We start from the raw sequence: 14,517 nt of genomic DNA, 5'->3' as shown, positions 1-14,517 counted from the left end.
TGAAAATGAGAGCTAAAGAAGTCTTTTAGAAATGAGTTAATTCGGTCTTTGTTCTGAGTTTCCTTAATGTGAGATATTATCCTCTAAAGGATATATGCGATTCTGAACTTTGAACTTTAATATATAAATTAAATAAGATTTAGTTCATTTTTAATCTCTTGTGTTATGCTAAAAAATTACCAAATTTTCATTTTTGTATTACTTATGAGCTTTTCAGCTCTAGGACAAATTACTACTTACCAATGGCCTAAAGAACAAGGCCAGGCTCTCATTTCTGATAAATACGAGGTTTATGTCAAAAGCGGTTCGAGCGAAGAGGTAAAACTGGAAGTGCTAATGTCACACTCCAGATTTCAGGGAGATTTTCGTGCAAATGAACTTGAGGGGAGGACATTCTCATTTGTAAATATTGATTACAATCCTGAAAATGGAGAGAGTCTTACGTTTAGGGTGGTAAAGCTTTTCGGTGATAATTCTCAATCGATTGAGTTGGTGCCTAAATCTTATAATCTACAACCTAGTATTGATAGCGGAAATGAGGTCTCATTTGATATTAATGAGTCATCTAAATATATTTCCGTGAACTTTAATGGTTTAGATAATCAAACTCCAACTTACGGTTGGATAAAGCACATGCTCTGTATTTTTATAAATCCAGGTCAAAATGAAATACCTGAATCTAGTTCAGCAGATGCAGTTATATACTCAAATTCTGTTCCTTCTGAGACTCTTAAGGAAGCTGGTCTGATCTACTTTCCAAAAGGTTATCATAATTTGAGAAATTACACTGGCGGAGATGTCATATCTGATGATGGAGTACTTTATCTTCAAGATGGTCAAAGTGTTTATTTTGAAGGAGGTGCTTTTGTAGAGGGATTAATTGATAGAAATCCTGAAGGAGCAAATAATCAGAAGATTTTTGGTCGTGGTATCCTATCCGGACGACAATACGAATGGCGCGCAAGTCCCCTTTTTGAAGGTCCTTTTCATCCTGAAATTTTAAGAGTTGGGAATAATGCGTCCATTGAAGGAATTACAGTTTTAGATTCTCCACATCACGGAATAGTAGGTAATGATAACGTTACAATTAAAAACGTAAAATTTAATGGTTGGCACGCCAACAATGATGGGATTCGGGTGAGCAGCGGATCTGAAATTTCAGAAACTTTTGTTAGAGCCGTTGATGATCATTTTTATAATTGGAATATTTATGTTCACGACTGTGTACTATGGGCGGGACATAATGGAGCGATTATGACCTATGGATGGAGTAATTTGAGAACCGGGGCCTCGCTTATGGAAAATATAGATGTCATTAATCCGGAATGGACTGGTTTAGGAAATAATAACGGTTTGATAGCTTCACAGGTAGCACTCGATTTTTCTCCTAGAGATTATGGAACTGGTAGTACTTTGACCACCCTTAGAAATATACGAATTGAAGGAAGTATTCCTGGAATTACAAATTTAAAGCCCAGATCAGAAACTAATGCTATACCCTCCGGACCAAAGGTTTTAGAAGTTCAGCTTGGATATTTGGGAGATCTACTACTTGATAATATTCAAGTTGAAAATCAGTTTAATAAAGGCCGTATTATTGGGCGCCAGGATGCAACATCAGATGGCAGTTCAAGTTTTTTGGTAAAGAATGTTACTTTGACAAATGTCGAAATTGGTGGCGTTAAACTCAATGAGGACAATGCCAACATATTCTTTGATATTGAGGAGACAACTACAAAAGACATTGTTTTTGATCCCGGTCAGGGTAAACCTATTGCTCTTACAAGGGTAGAAACATTTGATGAAGTTTCAATTTTACCTGTTACAAATAGTTCTGGTGCCGAATATAGTCTGAATCAAAATAACCTGAACGATTTACAGGCTGGCGAAGGTAACTGGTTTGGTGTTCAGGCAACTGGAAATACAGATTACAACATTTATAACGAGGGAGGAAATCCTGATGCCTATCTTGGAAGATCAAGTGATGTTGCCTTTGCCAGGGGTGTTGCTTACGTCTATAATAATAGCGATTTGGAGTTAAATGGATTGCTATCTATGTCTTTCGATTATTTCTGGAAACTTGACGGAAATCGTTTAAGCTACAGAGTTTACGGTATTAATGACAATGAAGCTAATGGTATTGACGGTCGCCTTGTTCTTACCGGTGGTTCGGGCGCTTTTGGAGATAATTTTGCCTGTGAATATAAAGGATCTGATGCCACGGAGTTAAGTTCAAATCTTGCCTTAGGAACAAGTTCAGGTTGGTCAAAGTATGATTACGATATTCTACTTTCAGATTACGAATATATAATAATAGCTTTCGCAAATACATATGGCAGTGTACAGAGCGGAAATATAGGGGGCCTTTTTGGAATCGATAATGTGACGGTACCATTTTTAATTAAAGCTCCGATATTTGACCTTCAGGCTAATCGTTCAGGAATTAATCAGGTTAATCTTAATTGGATAAATTTAAATGAATCAATTACCAAAATAAACGTTTTGCGTAAAGCTGATGATGCTGAGGAATTTACAATTATTGATGAAATTGATGCGACTTCCATATATATAGATTCTAATGCTGATCCTGCCAAATCCTATACATATAAATTAGAAGCATTTAACGAGACGCAAAGTTTAGGCTTTTCTTCAGAGGTGAGTATAACTCCAAGGTCTTTAGCTATTTATTATAAGAATTCAGATGCGAAGCCTATGAATAATCAAATAGAGCCTCATTTTGAGCTGAAAAATATTGGAGGTACAACAGAACAACTTTCGGACTACAGTTTTAGGTATTGGTTTAAAACTGAAAATTATGATGATTTAAATTCAGTTATTGATTATGCAGCTTTAGATAAAAGCAACATTAAAACATCAATACAGCAAGTGAGCAACCCAAGAATCGGGGCAACACATTATCTTCAGGTAGAATTTAGCGATGACTTGGAATCCTTATCTGCAGGTGAAGGAACAGGAATTATTCAATCAAGAATTCACAAAAAAAATTGGACAAATTTTGATGAAACAAATGACTTTAGTTATCAGGCTTCCGCTCCTGCTTTTAAGTCGTCTGAGTCTATAAGTATTTATAAAAATGGAGAGCTCATATGGGGAATGGAACCAAAAAGCGAAGAACCTAACCTTCAAATTAGTGTTAATCATAAAGTTACTAAGGGAAATAGAATAGATGACGGTCAGATTAAACCTTCTTTTGATATCATCAATGAAGGTAATACTGCTCTTGATTTGAAAGAATTAGAAGTAAGATATTGGTTTTCTTCAGAGGAGAATGATAAATTTAATTTCTATACAGACTATGCAAAATTGGGTACTTCAAATATTCAAGGTCAAATAATAGATCTGCAAGAACTTTCAACTCCTGAAACTACGCATTATTTGTCGCTGAAATTTGCTGATGCTTCTGGCAAACTTGCTCCGTTTTCATCTACAGGTGAAATACAAACTCGATTTAATGGACTTGATTATTCTAAATTTGACGAAAGTAACGACTGGTCGTTTTCACCTTCTACTGATTTTATTTTAAATGATCGAATTACTGTTTACTATAAAGGGAATCAAATCTTTGGTAGTGAACCTTCGTTAAATAGAACCATTGTTTTTCTAAATGATTATAATGATAGTTGTGGTGCTTTGGGCCCTAGAATAATCCCCACTTTAACGATCGCCAGTGATTTTGACGAAGTTTTAGTCTATCGAAATCAACAGCTTATCAATGTTGTACTTACTCCTGCTGATGGTCAAGTTTTTGGGAGATATGGCCGTTATAGATTTGCCGATGTACCTTTAGAGCCTAACACTACATATGAGTATCGTTTGGAGCTATTTTCAGATGGTAAACTTATTGGGAATGGAATTTTTGAGGCAACAACAGCAGTTAGTTGTGAAACAAAAGCCGCAAGTAATGAAAAAATTACACTGAGTAAAGAGGCGACAAACAATAATTCTTTTACAACAGTAAGTCTTTATCCAAATCCTTTTAAAGATCTTTTGAATGTTAGTTTTTCTAAAGACGAATCTCCAGAGTATTTGATCATAAGCGATATGAGTGGTAAACAAGTGTTTTATAAGAAACTGACTGCTGATACCATGTCACTACAATTACAGATTTCCGGTTTCTCGAAAGGAATATATCTTCTGACAGTATATAATAAAGCTGGCAATCAAAAGACTTTTAAATTAATCAAAGAATGATATTCAGAGCTTAATAAAGTAAAATCAAATAAAAGTATTCTTAAGAATTTTTAAGTGTGTTTTGCTTCTTTATAGGCCAGGCGTCATTTTGAGTCTGGCCTATATTTTTTAAAAAATTGTTTAAGTGTCAAATTGATTTCAATCTTCAGTAGAGCGAATCTAATTACAGCAGAAATTATTTGTTGGTGTAGATTCTTATCTAAACATAATCGAAGCCATACGGATTAAATGAGCAAAAGAATTGTGGAAAGGAGAAACAATATCTTAGAATACTCAAATAATTTAGATCTATAAATTTAAGATTTCAACATTAACTTATATTAGAATGTCAATTTTTAAAAAAGCGTCAATTTTTTGCTACTTACTGTTTTTGTGCTGCCTATTGGCTTGTAAATCTACTACGGATGGTCAAACCGCTTTGAATAGTAATCTCAAACAAACACAGGAACAATTAGAATTAGAAAGCAATTATTCGGGCCGGGTGCAATGGGACAAGGATAAGGGGCAGGTAACTTTTTTGACTTCAGGTTCCATTAATTTTGAAAATCAGGGTGTTAAATCTTTTATTTGGAATGTGCCAAAAAGTGTAAAACATATTGTTATCGAAGCTAATACAACTGTAAATGGAGCCTTTCACACTTATGCACCTTGTCTAATAGAAGGTAAGAATCGTAAAACTTCAGTCGTATATGGTACTGAAATTCAAAGTTGGCCACAAAAGCATGATGTAATAGCATATGTAATTAGTTCCTTTGAGACACATGAGGGTGAATTGGTATTGAAAAATTTGACATCATTGAACCCCAGGTCATTTCACGTAAGAGGTCTTTATGCTCCGGTTCATTTAAAATCTTGCGATTTTATTGATACCAGAGGTGGAAGTGGTAATCATAGTGACGGTATTGCTGGTGGTGATGGTAGCACTGTTGATGACTGTTACTTTGAAACTGGCGATGACGTTATTAAGGTTTATAACGACATACTTGTAACAAATACAACCATTAATATGGTTAAGAATGCAGTACCAATTCAATTGGGTTGGGGAGATTATCCGGATGGCGCAGTCGGCACTTTCCGAAATATAAAAATTATTGGAAATAGCGGACGCGGCAACCCTCAGGGAAGTAACCCGATAATTGCAGGCAGGAGCGGCGAATATACTGTAACTGTCAATATTGACGGGATGGTAATTGATAACCCCAATGCTTCGATGGTAAACCTTTGGGATGACGGAAATGACGGTGTTTATGAGAAAACTCTCAAGGGTACGCTGAAAAATGTAGAAATCATTCAGATTCAACGCTATACTAATCATTTATTAGGTAACGATGCCCTTGAAATTTTTGATAAGGAGGGCAACCTTATCGGTAAAAACTTTTAATGTAAAAAATGGGGTTTTTACATAGACTTTTTCGAAACACCTCTTTAGAATGGTTGTTTTTCGTGTATTGCTTAAACTTTTTGGCATATAATAATTATTATCCTCAGGGAGGAGATAAAGTTATGGTGTTACCCCCGTATGTAAAACAACTCACTACATTTAGTCAACGCGCTGACTGGTCTCAAGACGGTAAGCATATCCTGTTTTTAGAGAAAACCTTTGGAGATGTTTACGAAGTTGAAATTGCAACAGGAAAACTTATCCCACTAACCCATCATTACTTTCACGAAGGCTATGTAAGGGCACTTTATCTGTCTAACGGCGACATTTTATTATCAGGCGCAAAAAGTTTTGATTCTGAAAATCCATGGAAAAGTCGAAAGCCCGAAAATGCAGAACTCTGGGTACTTAAACGCAACTCAATTGAACCCCCTCATCCATTGGGTGTAAATTGTAAAGAGGGTCCTGCGGTATCAAGGACTGAAATGAGCATTGCCTGGACTATTGACGAAATCTATACGGGTAAGATTAGCTATCTGGACGGCAAGCCACAATTAGTGGAAATTGATACAGTTTTAACTCCTTCAATGCTTCCAGGAGCTCTAAAAGGATGGCGCCTTGAAACACAAAATTTTAGACCTGGTACAAATGAACTTATATTTAATGCACACTTCCCAGCTATTGAATATGAAGCCGAAGTAATGGGGATAGACCTTATTTCTAAAAAGCTTACTAATTATTCTCAACGACCAGACTGTTATGATGAGCCCGAAGGTATTTTTCCAGATGGAAAATCGATATTGGTAGAGAGTACACGTCATCATCCAAAGCGGGAAGACCGCACAACTTGGGATTATCTTGATCTATATGAGCTTAAGCTTGATGGATCGGGTACAATGAAACGTATCACTTTTTTTAATGATTCTTTAGAATATAAAGCTACAAATCCTGTAGTGAGTGATGATGGTCGATATATGGCATTTCAATATTCAAGTGTGGGCGAGACAACAGGCGTAGGGCACGGGGTTTTAATTTGGGATTTTGAAGAACAGCAACGTCTAGAACAAGAAAAAAAACAAAAACAATGAAAAAAATATTTGTTACCCTTACATATATAATATTTAGCCTGCACTTTACGGTACTAGCTCAAATTCGTTCAGAGCCTCCAAATTTCAATAACCCAATTTTGTCAGGTTTTCATCCAGATCCATCCGTTATACGTGTAGGAGAAGATTATTATTTGGTGAATTCCAGTTTTGAATGGTTTCCTGGAATACCAATATACCACAGTTTGGACTTGGTAAACTGGGAATTGATAGGATACGGGATAACACGACCTGACCAGGTCCCACTGCCAAAAGGACTGAAAGATAGTCGAGGTATCTATGCCGTTACAATTCGCTATCACGAGGGGCTTTTTTATTTAATTACTACATGTGTACAGTGTGACGGTAATTTTTATATCACTGCAAAAAATCCTGCGGGGCCGTGGTCAAATCCGATCTGGACAGGTACCCGCGGCATTGATCCATCACTTTTTTGGGACGATGACGGCAGATCATACTATGTAGGTCACGCAAATATAAGTGGTCTAAATGACTGGCCCGATAAAAATGGAGCTTGGATGCAAGAAATAAACCTTAAAACTGGTGAAATGAAAGGTGAGCCAAAGCAGCTTACCCATGGTCATGCCGCAAATGCTCGTTGGACCGAGGGCCCCCATCTTTATAAAATCAATGGGAAGTACACGCTTATGGTTGCAGAAGGGGGCACTGGCTTTCACCACGCCGTCACGGTGCACCACAGCGATAGCCTATGGGGACCTTATGTCCCTGATCATGCAAACCCTGTCTTGACGCATCGGAATTTAGGACAAAATTATCCTATTCATTCAGTAGGTCACGCAGACCTGGTACAAACCCAGAAAGGTGATTGGTGGGCTGTAGCTTTGGGAAAAAGACTAAAAGACAGCATAACTCTTTTGGCCAGGGAGACCTTTTTGGTGCCTGTAAACTTTGAAGGTCAAACACCGGTATTTAATCCTGGGGAAGGCAGATTATTACAAAGTCAAAAGCGTCCAGATTTATCCTGGCACCCTTTTAATTCTGACTCTGATCGAATTCTATTTGATAAAGGGAAATTACCTCTTCAGTTTAATTTTTTGCGAACGCCGAATACAAAATGGTATGAAATTAAAGAGGGAAAACTGAAAATTCAATTACGCCCCGAGGTAATAGATAGTCTCGTCAATCCTTCTTTTATTGCACGAAGAATCGAAGATTATAAATTTAAAGCAGCAACATCATTTGATTTTATGGCAAAAAAGGAGTCAGAGGCAGCCGGACTAGTAATTTATCGTAACAGCACCAATCATATAAAGTTTTTAAAAACAAAAGCGAACATCGTGGTGAAAATTACTGATAATGGAAGCGTAATTGAAGAGCTTCAAATTCCTTTTAAAGCTAAAAAATGTATACTACAAGTACAAGTCAATGGCCGCGAACTGAAACTATTCTATGGCAGTAAAGAAACTGATTTAATAGAAGTTGGGAATATTTTTGATTTAGAAGTTATTTCTGATGAAAATGCTGGCGGCTTCAATGGTCCATATATCGGTATGTATGCAACTTCCAGAGGAAATGAAAGCCGAAACGTAGCAAGCTTTGATTGGTTTGAATATATAAAGAATTAGGTATGAAAATTTCAGTAGCTTATTTATTAACCCTTTTCTTTTTAACAAACTCAATTGCTCAAACCGAAAAGATAAATGTCTGGATATTTACAGATATGACAGATAAAACTTTGAAGGGCACTAATCATATGGGCACTCTCAATGATCCGGATGACATTTCTGCTCTCGCCGGTTATTTATTAATGTCCAATTTATTCAACACTAAAGGAATAGTTGTTGGAAGCACGCATAGATCTGAACATAAAAATACACCCAATCAAGCCAAATGGGCTCAATCCTATTTTGGAGAGGCATATGGTAAGGATCTTAAAGGATTAAGTTCAACTTACTCCGGGTACCAGAAAGAAGTCCCGTTTATACAGTCATCGATTATGGCTAATGCTGAACATTACGATCCCACTGCAAACTATAGAAGTCTTTCTAAATACAATTCAATAAAAGCGCTTTTTAAAGAAGTCAAAAAAAGTAAGGATACGCTAAATGTTTTGATCTGGGGAAGTACTACTGAGCCTGCAATTTTCGTCAAACATATTTTTCAGACTGGACAGGAAGAACTTTTAAAACGTGTTCGATTTATTGCTCATTGGACTAATAGTGCATTACATCAGGGAACACTTGAAAATCCAGAAGCAGTTGCTAATTGTAATGAAGATCGTGCGGCTTGTACTTATATGAAAAATTTAGCATTAAAGGGCAACATTCAATACTATGAGCTTGGCGCAATTGGTCAACATGGTCTTGTTAGTGGAGCTCCATCTGGAATAGAGTATTATAGTCAGTTTAACTCAAGCCATCTAGGACAAATTTTTTTAAATGGAAAATATGTAAATGATAAGGTTGATCATTCTGACGCAGCAACTTATTGGGTTTTATTAGGTAAATACGGAGTTCATCTCAATCAGTTCAAATCAAATGGATCAAACAATCCTGTTCTAGAGAAACAAATGGAGTTAAACCTTAGAAACAATTCTCTAGAAATTCACAATGTACTTTTAGCAAGAAGTAATTCTGCAGCTAATGGTAATTTCAAATAATTCAATTTTTATTAGCTCATTTTACCAATTCCTTGTTAAGCAAATAAGCTTGATCTTAATATTGACTAACAGTCTCTAATTTAAATAGTTAACGAGTGTCTGTTTTATTTTTTTTTCGGGTTTAAACAAATGAACAAAACAAAGAAACAATTGAGTAAGTCTAATATTATGTTAACAAGCTATGTTTGGTGAACAAATTAAAAACAATCAACTAATGTTTAAACAAGTACATAATTCTTCATCAAGCTATCTACGGCGAGCAGTAGTGGTCTTGATCCTGTTTTCAACATTTGCCTTTGCGCAAGCACAAAACACAGTAACAGGTACCGTGTATGATGATGCCGGTGTACCACTTCCCGGTGTTTCCGTTTTAGTGCAAGGAACGGAAAATGGAGTAGTAACAGATTTCGATGGTAAATTTAATATCACCTTTGAAGGAACAAAAACGCTAGTAATAAGTTATGTTGGCTTTGCTACTCAATCGTTTGAAATAAGTCAGTCTCAAAATCTAGTAGTGAATCTTAAACCTGATGTAGCCGCCCTAGATGAAATAGTTGTTGTGGGATATGGAACACAAAAACGAGAAAGTGTCGTAGGAGCTATTGGTCAATTAGATGGAGAAAATTTAGTACAACGTGGTGTACAAACAAATTTGACAGATGCTTTAAGTGGACAATTGCCGGGTGTAACTGTTTTAACCAGTACAGGATTACCAGGAGGCCCTTTTGGAGGTGAGGAGTCTGCTTCTCAAATCTTAATTAGAGGAAGGTCAACTCCAAATGACGCTTCTCCGCTTGTTCTTGTTGATGGTGTAGAGCGAAATATACAGGATGTGGATCCCCTAGATGTTGCTACTATATCAGTACTCAAAGATGCTTCTGCGACAGCTGTTTATGGTGTTCGTGGTGCAAATGGGGTAATTTTAATAACTACAAAAAGAGGAAAAACAGGGGAAGCTCAATTTAGAGTAGATGCCAATTATGCTGTTAAATCGATTTCAAGACTTCCAAATGTTCTGGATTCATATACTAGTCTACAAGCTAAAAATTATGGTATTATAAATGAATTAACTCGTTCACCAAACAATTGGAACTTTTACGTTCCTCAAAGAGAACTTGAATTTTATAGGACAGGAGAATTTCCTTATGCCTATCCTAATATAGATTGGCAAGATGTTCTCACTAATGATACCGGAAGATCTTATAAGGTGAATTTGGGTGTTTCAGGAGGAACAGACTTTGTAAAATATTATGGCTCTATAGGTTATACAAATGATGGGGATATTTTAAACACTCGCGATGTTGGACAGGGATACGATCCCGATTTTAAATATGAGCGCTATAATTTTAGAACCAATTTAGATTTTAACCTTAGTTCTTCTACAAAACTTTCTGTGAATCTAAATGGTTTTTATGGGGAACAGCAAAAGTCAGGAGCACCAATATTTGGTTTTTGGTATGGTGTTTATTCCAAACCCAGTACAACACCAGTTTTACGTTATGAAGATGGTATATATGGTTTCTCTAATGACTTTGACCGCTTAGGTGAGAATGCATTTGCTCAACTAAACTTTTCAGGAATTGATGTTCAGAATAGAGCAGAGGTTAATTCCGATATCACCTTGAATCAAAAATTAGATTTTATTACCGAGGGTCTATCTTTTCAAGGAAAAATAGCTTATGATAATGCTTATGCAACACGAGGTAGAGGTGTTCAGGATGACGGAGTTTTATTAAAGTTAGTAGACCCCCTTTACTATACTTTGGAAAATCCCGGACCTATTGAACAATACACTACTTTTTTTGAACCAACTACAAACACATCAGGATTTGACTTTTCTGATGCACCACTCAACTATTTGGATGAGCTTGTTGATCAGAATACCGCCAATCAGCAATTATCTCAATTACTATATCGATTGCAATTGAATTACGATAGGACTTTTGGAAACAAACATACAATTACGGCATTATTCAATTTTCAGAGACAAGCCAACAGAAGCTACAGAACAGCGGATTTTAGAGGTATTCAAAGAAAGCGGGAAGAATATGCAGCTCGTCTTACATACGCTTATGACAGAAGGTATAATATAGAGTTGACATCTGGTTACAACGGTAGCGAGCGTTTTGGACCGGGATATAAATTTCAACTTTTTCCGTCAGTTGGTCTGGGCTGGACAGTAAGTAATGAGCGCTTTTTTGAGCCATTAAAGCCGGTGTTTTCATTACTTAAATTTAGGTATAGTGGCGGTCTGATAGGTAATGATAACGCGCCAGGTCTGGCTCCTTTTGCATATCTGGATGTTTATGAGAGACTTACCGGTAATAATTCAAGTTCTCCTTTTGGAAATGCAAATGGACAGGTGGTATTTGGACCGGATTATTATATTCAATCTTTTATTGGTAACCCGGAATTAAGATGGGAAACGGCTTTTCAACAAAACTTCGGTATAGATTTAGCCTTTTTTGAGAGTAAACTTGGTTTAACAGGGGAATTTTTCAACGAGAGAAGGGAAGATATTTTACGTACAAATCGGATTACTTCAGATATATTCGGAGCCACCCCACCACCAGCAAACGTTCAGGAAACCAAGTTAAGAGGATACGAACTTGTCTTAAACTGGAAAGATAATATAGGAGACTTTGGCTATTTTATATCTGCCAATTTTGCGCGAGCTGTCGATGAATATGTTTTTGCAGAGAACGCTCCGCTTTTGCCAGACTATCGTAAAGATGTTGGTTTTCAGATTGGCCAAAATAGAGGGCAAGTCGCATCCGGAATAATCAACACTTGGGACGAAATGTATACCGGTGTTATAGGTTTCAATAATAATCAAAATAACCTTCCTGGAGAATATCGAATTATTGACTATAACGCAGATGGTTATATCGATGCCAACGATAATATTCCTAACGGCTATCCTACGCGGCCTCAAAATACTTATGGTCTCAACATGGGTGGAGACTATAAAGGCATCAGCTTCAACTTAAATTTTTATGGTCAGTTTAATGTGACCCAAACCGTAAATCAATTGAGTGAATTTAATTTTGGGGCACCAGTAATTTATGATCTACAATTAGAAAATACCTGGCAGCCCGAGTACGGAAATACAAATCCTACTTATAGAATGCTTAATGTAGGGAATGATGGTGCTGAATCAGGCAGTGCTTCATTCTACGCCAGAGATGCCTCTTTTTTACGATTGAAATCAGCCGAGATCGCCTATTCTCTACCTAAAACTTTCATTGAAAAATTTGGTCTTAAAAACTTTAGACTATTTGTAAACGGAAGCAATCTTATTTTATGGAGTGATTTTCCCGTGGATCTGGAAGGTCAAGATTTTAATTACAGGAATTATCCCGTTACCAGACAGATAAACTTTGGTATGACTGCAAATTTTTAATTAACGAAAAGCTAAGAAGACATATGAAGAAGTATATTTTAATTTTAATAGCAAGTAGTCTGTTAATGGTGGGCTGCGAGGATTATTTAGAGATTCCAAACGATATAGCCATTGACCAAAATGATGTTTTTGGTAGTTATCAAAGCTTCCAGGGTTTTATTGATCCTCTTTATCAAAGCATTGTTGATTACAACAATCACTCGATTGTTGTTGGGCACAATTTAACAGGAGAGACTTTGGGTTCACGAGGTTTTAATACCTCTGTTGAAGCAGCAAATGGGAATTATCGTGGACTCATTTATGGACGATCTAATTTCTTTCCTTTCGCGGGTGATAAGGGTATCTATGCCTACAGTTGGGAAGGAATTCGTATCGCAAATCTTGCGATTGCAAACATTGATTTGTTAACTGATGCTACAGAACAGGAACGAAACCTAATTTTAGGACAGGCTTATTTTTTCAGAGCGTTTTTCCATTGGGAATTGGGTAGGGCATTTGGTTCTATACCTTATATAGATTTTGTTTTTGAAGGGGATCAGACCTTAGACATACCTCGTTATTACGAGTACAACGGAAAGTTTGACTATCAAGCAATGACGGAAAAAACGGTAGAAGATTTTGACCGTGCAGCAGAATTACTTCCGTTACGATGGCCGGTAAATAACGATGGTCGTGCAACAAAAGGAGCTGCATTAGGATTTAAGGCCAAAGCATTACTGTATGCCGGAAGTCCATTAATGAACGAATTTTCAAGAAATACAGCGACATTCGATAAGGAGTATATGCTACGTGCTGCTGAAGCAGCTGCTGAAGTATTAAAATTAGCGAATCAAGGCGTATATAGCCTAACGCCTTTTGAAAACTACCAGGATATGTTTGCTAAAAATGACGGAACACTTCCTGTTACCGATGAGGTTATTTTTCGTAAAGTCAATACTGATGTGGGATCAGGACAAATCTTAACTTTTTTGGGTCGTTTATATCTTCCTGAGTCGGGTGTTTTTGGGGGAAATCCTCAATGTGAAGCTGTAACGCAAAATTTTGTGGATGAGTTTGAAATGGCAGATGGAACAAAATATATACCAGGGCCAATGTCTCAGGGTGGATACGACGATAATAATGCAAGACGTTGGAATGATCGTGATCCCAGATTTAGAGAGGCAATATACGTTGATGGAGACTTAGCAGGTTTGGCTGAACGTACGCGACTTCAGATGTATGAAGGAGGAAGAACTATTGCAGAAGGAAATGGGGGAAATACACTTTCACCCTATATCGTACATAAATTCTGGATTCGAGGAGCGAATCGTTTTGACAGGGAATGGAATGGATTTCGATATACTACACCTCATTTAAGATTAGCGGAAATTTATCTCATTTATGCTGAGGGCATTTATGAAGCAACCGGTGATGCAAATGCAACGGCATCAAATTACACTATGTCAGCTGTAGATGCGGTGAATGCAGTTCGTAACCGAGCAGGTATGCCTAATACTACTGCTAGTCCGGAAGCATACGACGGTGATTTCAGAGAACAATTAAGAAATGAAAGGGATGTTGAGTTGTGTTTTGAGGGGCATCGTTGGTATGATATCAGAAGATGGAAAGAACGTCCTTATCCAGAATTATTTAAAATGGTTTTTGATAAAGATTATACATTCTTCAATCGAGAGTCTTTAAGGATTTTCATTTTTGAAGAGCGAAATTACTGGATGCCGTTTCCCGATAATCAAGTCTTTCTTTTTGAAAGTTTTCCTCAGAATCCAGGCTGGTAGATCGGAATCCTTATTAACTA

At 36.8% G+C, this 14,517-nt stretch carries 7 protein-coding genes; all 7 read left to right on the top strand.

Annotated elements, in window-relative coordinates; genetic code table 11:
- The first annotated feature begins 165 nt into the window (after positions 1-165).
- The 7 genes from LLW17_RS00980 (at position 166) to LLW17_RS00950 (ending at position 14,497) form a co-directional block, all read left to right on the top strand.
- Positions 166-4,212: a cellulose binding domain-containing protein gene (locus tag LLW17_RS00980; protein WP_228228401.1), complete on the top strand. Its 4,047-nt coding sequence runs from the start codon at positions 166-168 to the stop codon at positions 4,210-4,212.
- A 325-nt stretch (positions 4,213-4,537) separates the two neighbouring features.
- Entirely contained in the window at positions 4,538-5,593 is a 1,056-nt protein-coding gene (locus LLW17_RS00975) for a hypothetical protein (protein ID WP_228228400.1), read from the top strand.
- An 80-nt stretch (positions 5,594-5,673) separates the two neighbouring features.
- Positions 5,674-6,681, top strand: coding sequence for a TolB-like translocation protein (locus LLW17_RS00970; RefSeq protein ID WP_228228399.1), 1,008 nt, complete (start codon positions 5,674-5,676; stop codon positions 6,679-6,681).
- Positions 6,678-8,285, top strand: coding sequence for a glycoside hydrolase family 43 protein (locus LLW17_RS00965; protein WP_228228398.1), 1,608 nt, complete (start codon positions 6,678-6,680; stop codon positions 8,283-8,285). Before LLW17_RS00970 ends, LLW17_RS00965 begins: the two co-directional genes overlap by 4 nt.
- A 2-nt stretch (positions 8,286-8,287) precedes the next feature.
- A complete protein-coding gene (locus tag LLW17_RS00960; RefSeq protein WP_228228397.1) occupies positions 8,288-9,319 on the top strand; it encodes a nucleoside hydrolase-like domain-containing protein in 1,032 nt (343 codons plus the stop codon).
- 214 nt (positions 9,320-9,533) lie between these two features.
- Positions 9,534-12,722, top strand: a complete 3,189-nt coding sequence (locus LLW17_RS00955; protein ID WP_228228396.1) for a SusC/RagA family TonB-linked outer membrane protein — start codon at positions 9,534-9,536, stop codon at positions 12,720-12,722.
- 23 nt (positions 12,723-12,745) lie between these two features.
- Positions 12,746-14,497 carry a RagB/SusD family nutrient uptake outer membrane protein gene (locus LLW17_RS00950; protein ID WP_228228395.1) on the top strand — a complete coding sequence of 584 codons (1,752 nt, stop codon included), beginning with the start codon at positions 12,746-12,748 and terminating at the stop codon, positions 14,495-14,497.
- Positions 14,498-14,517 lie beyond the last annotated feature (20 nt).

Source organism: Leeuwenhoekiella parthenopeia, assembly GCF_020782115.1.
Taxonomy (GTDB): domain Bacteria; phylum Bacteroidota; class Bacteroidia; order Flavobacteriales; family Flavobacteriaceae; genus Leeuwenhoekiella; species Leeuwenhoekiella parthenopeia.
The sequence above is the reverse complement of the archived record's forward strand: the minus strand, read 5'-3'. Positions and strand labels throughout refer to the sequence as shown.

Excerpts from the sequence above, each read along its gene's own strand:
- LLW17_RS00965 (WP_228228398.1), top strand. The coding sequence starts at position 6,678 with ATGAAAAAAATATTTGTTACCCTTACATATATAATATTTAGCCTGCAC.
- LLW17_RS00975 (WP_228228400.1), top strand. The coding sequence starts at position 4,538 with ATGTCAATTTTTAAAAAAGCGTCAATTTTTTGCTACTTACTGTTTTTG.
- LLW17_RS00955 (WP_228228396.1), top strand. The coding sequence starts at position 9,534 with ATGTTTAAACAAGTACATAATTCTTCATCAAGCTATCTACGGCGAGCA.
- LLW17_RS00980 (WP_228228401.1), top strand. The coding sequence starts at position 166 with ATGCTAAAAAATTACCAAATTTTCATTTTTGTATTACTTATGAGCTTT.
- LLW17_RS00960 (WP_228228397.1), top strand. The coding sequence starts at position 8,288 with ATGAAAATTTCAGTAGCTTATTTATTAACCCTTTTCTTTTTAACAAAC.
- LLW17_RS00950 (WP_228228395.1), top strand. The coding sequence starts at position 12,746 with ATGAAGAAGTATATTTTAATTTTAATAGCAAGTAGTCTGTTAATGGTG.